Annotated in this window: 3 protein-coding genes and 1 pseudogene; all 4 read left to right on the forward strand. The window is 64.5% G+C overall.

Annotation, left to right across the window (positions count from 1 at the left end):
- Positions 1-39 precede the first annotated feature (39 nt).
- Positions 40-225, forward strand: a complete 186-nt coding sequence (locus tag BRAO375_RS22870) for a hypothetical protein (protein ID WP_009029827.1) — start codon at positions 40-42, stop codon at positions 223-225.
- A 148-nt stretch (positions 226-373) separates the two neighbouring features.
- Positions 374-1,039 (forward strand): protein-L-isoaspartate O-methyltransferase family protein, encoded by a 666-nt coding sequence (locus BRAO375_RS22875; protein ID WP_009029828.1) that lies wholly within the window; start codon positions 374-376, stop codon positions 1,037-1,039.
- 285 nt (positions 1,040-1,324) lie between these two features.
- Positions 1,325-2,710, forward strand: a complete 1,386-nt coding sequence (locus BRAO375_RS22880; protein WP_009029829.1) for a TolC family outer membrane protein — start codon at positions 1,325-1,327, stop codon at positions 2,708-2,710.
- A gap of 379 nt (positions 2,711-3,089) precedes the next feature.
- A pseudogene (locus tag BRAO375_RS22885) lies at positions 3,090-3,449 on the forward strand (DUF2497 domain-containing protein); the annotation flags it as partial.

A 3,449-nucleotide genomic window follows, 5' to 3' on the forward strand; every position in this document is an offset into this window, starting at 1 on the left:
TGGAACGTGCCACCGCCGGCGGTCAGGGAGTGTCGTCAGATGCCGAATACCATCATCCAGTTCACTCAAGCCGTCGCCGCACCTTCGCTGATTCCCGATCCGGTCGCACGACTGAGCGATGACGAGTGCCTGACGCGGCTGGCCGATGCGGTGACGCGGGGCGATTCGGAGCACCTCGACGAGATCGTGCAGCTGATCGGCCGGCTGGCCGTGGTGATCGAATAATCGTTCGCCCGACGCCCAGGGCACCTCACGCGCTCAAGGGATCTCGCGCGCCCCCCGGGTGAACCGCGTGTTGCCTTTTCGGGAGCCTTGTACCAAAAGATTGCGCAGATCGTTCGCGGTCCCCTCCGCTTTGCTTGCAGGTCTGCTCATGTCTTCATTCACGACGGCGCGTCAGAAAATGGTCGATGGTCAGGTTCGGACCAACGACGTCACCGACCACCGCGTGCTGGATGCGTTGCTGACCGTGCCGCGGGAGGCCTATGTCCCTGCGGATCGGCAGGCGCTTGCCTATCTCGATCTGGATCTCGACGTCGCCGAAGCCGGCGCATCAAAGCGTTACCTGATCAAGCCGATGCTGACGGGGAAGCTGCTGCAGGCGGCGGAGATCAAGCCGACGGACCATGTGCTCGTCGTCGGCTGTGCGACCGGCTATCTCGCGGCGCTCGCCGCCAGGCTGGCCGGCAGCGTGACTGCGACCGAGGTCGACCCCGCACTGGAAGGGCGCGCCAAGCAGTTGCTGGCCGGCGCTGCCGGCTGCCCGGTCACGATTCGGGTGGCGCCGCCGGTTCAGGGTGACCCGGCGGATGGCCGTTTCGACGTGATTCTCCTGAACGGCGCCACCGAGATTGCGGTCGACGGGCTTTGCCGCCAGCTGAAGGATGGTGGCCGCCTGGTCGGCGTGTTTGCGAAGAACCGACCCGCTCGCGCCATGATCTTTACGCGATCGCATGGTGACGTCGGCAGCAGGGTCCTGTTCGATGCCGCGGCACCGGTTGTTCCCGGTCTCGAACGGGTCCCCGAGTTCGTGTTCTGATTCCAAGACGTTTCGACGGTTCCTGTCGAATCATGCGTGCGCGGCGGTCGCGTCGCGCAAGGGGCCGTGCTGAGTCCTCTTCACGGCGTCGGGTCGTCGAAATTCTGTTTCAAATCAGGAGTGTGGCCGGGATGCTGCACGTGGAGAGATTTCGGCATGAGTTCCAGGTGAGGGTGGTTCCGTTACGCTTGCATGGGGAATAAGGTGCGAGGTGCGCGGGAGTCTCTTCAATAGGTTACGGCCCGGCTCTGGCGTTCGAGCCGGTAACGAAAGAATGGAACAGGGATGTTTGGGGTGAAGCTCGTTACTGCGGCGGCGGCTGCGGTTCTCGTGATGGCTTGTGCGGGCCCGGCGCCTGTGCTCGCCGACACGATCGAGGCTGCGCTGGTGCGCGCTTATCAGAACAACCCGCAACTGAACGCGACGCGGGCGCAGGTTCGTGCTGTCGACGAAGGCGTCCCTCAGGCCCTGTCTGGATATCGGCCTAAGGTCAATCTGACGGCGTCGGCCGGATACTCCTACACCGACGCACAAACCGCGCCTGCCACTCCGGCCTTGCACGGCGCGCAGCGCCCGCGCAGCGTCGGGCTCACTGTCAACCAGACGCTCTATAACGGGCAGCAGACCGCGAATGGGGTCCGCAAGGCCGAGGCGAACGTCTCAGGGCAGCGCGAAGCCCTTCGGGTGCTGGAGCAGCAGGTGCTGCTCCAGGCCGCGACGATCTACATGGACTATCTGCGCGATGCGGCGATCGTGGAGGTGCAGCGCAGCAATACGCGCGTGCTCGAGCAGACGCTGAAGCAGACGCGCGACCGTTTCAACGTCGGCGAAGTGACTCGCACGGACGTCGCGCAATCCGAGGCGCAACTCGCTGCCGGCCGCACGCAGCAGCTCACAGCCGAAGCGAACCTGACCGCGACGCGTTCGAACTTCCGCCGCATCATCGGCAACGATCCCGAGAATTTGGCGCCGGGATCGCCCGTGGACCGCTATCTGCCGCCGACGCTGCAGCAGTCGATCGAGACCGCGTTGACCGAAAGCCCGAGCGTGACCGCGGCGATGTTCGGCATCGACGTGCAGTTCCTGGACGTGAAGATCAAGGAAGGCGCGCTGCTGCCGACCGTCACCGTTCAGGCCTCCGCAACGCAGTCCTACGAAACGGCTCTGACGTCCTATCGCGCCTTCAACGCGGCCGCGACGGCGCAGCTCAATGTGCCGATCTATCAGGGCGGCGCGGAATACTCGTTGATTCGGCAGTCGAAGGAGAACCTTGCACAGCAGCGCCTGGCGCTCGAGCAGACGCGCGATCAGGCCCGGTCGGATGTGGTGTCGGCTTGGGGCAAGCTGCTCGCGGGCAAGGCCCAGGTGCAGTCCGCGCAGGCCCAGGTCTCTGCCTCGGAAATCGCCTTGAACGGCGTCCGCGAAGAAGCCAAAGCGGGCCAGCGGACAACCCTGGACGTTCTCAACGCTCAGCAGGCGCTGGTCAACGCGCGGGTGTCGCTGGTCACCGCCCAGCATGATCGGGTCGTGGCGTCCTATTCGGTGCTGCAGACTGTCGGACGGCTGTCGCCGCAGGTGCTGAACCTGCCCACGACCACCTACGATCCCAGCGTGCATTACCAGCAGATCCGCGACAGCTGGGCGGGGGTACGGACGCCGGATGGTCGTTAGTACATCCTTAAGATTGAAGCAGATCCCTCGGTCCTTGGCCGGGGGATTTTTTTATGGCACATGCTGTAGTTGTGATGAATGCGCGACGCTTGAGCGGCGAACTCCGTGCTCCACCGGTTCGCGGCCGGCGTTGCTTGCATTCATTTGTTGCCATGACATAGCCTCAAAATGGCCGCCGAACGATTCGGACTACGTCGGATGTTCATCCAAGAATAGTCTCCGATCTGGCCAGTATCGTTCTGTTGTTCTGCATCGATTAAGGGCCTCCTCGGAGACAAGTCGGCATGTTCGTTGAGAAGTCCGAGCCACTTGGATCCGGCGCCCGTGCCTGTGGCGCCCAGCGGATCCGTTCGGCGGCGTTGCTGATTTGGAGTCGGAAATGACGCAGCCTGCAAAGGTCCAAGAACCCTCCATGGAGGAGATTCTGGCGTCCATCCGGCGCATCATTGCCGATGACGAGGGGAAGCCGCAGGCCGCCGAGAAGGCGGCTGCGCCTGAGCCCGCCAAGGCCGAGAAGCCCGTTGCTGCAGCACCGGCTCCGAAGCCGGTCATGAACGACATCCCGCCGTCGAAGATTGCGGCGGCCGCCCCGAAGCCGGCGCCGGCCCCGCCGCCCGCGCCCGCAGCGGCGGCCAGCAACAGCCAGGACGATATTGACGCATTGCTGGCGGGTTTGGATGACACACCTCCGGCCGCACAGGCTCAGCCGGCGCAGCCCGAGCCCGAGCCCGAACCTGAA

The organism is Bradyrhizobium sp. ORS 375 (genome assembly GCF_000239775.1).
Taxonomy (GTDB): Bacteria; Pseudomonadota; Alphaproteobacteria; order Rhizobiales; family Xanthobacteraceae; genus Bradyrhizobium.

Excerpts from the sequence above, each read along its gene's own strand:
- BRAO375_RS22870 (WP_009029827.1), top strand. The coding sequence starts at position 40 with ATGCCGAATACCATCATCCAGTTCACTCAAGCCGTCGCCGCACCTTCG.
- BRAO375_RS22875 (WP_009029828.1), top strand. The coding sequence starts at position 374 with ATGTCTTCATTCACGACGGCGCGTCAGAAAATGGTCGATGGTCAGGTT.
- BRAO375_RS22880 (WP_009029829.1), top strand. The coding sequence starts at position 1,325 with ATGTTTGGGGTGAAGCTCGTTACTGCGGCGGCGGCTGCGGTTCTCGTG.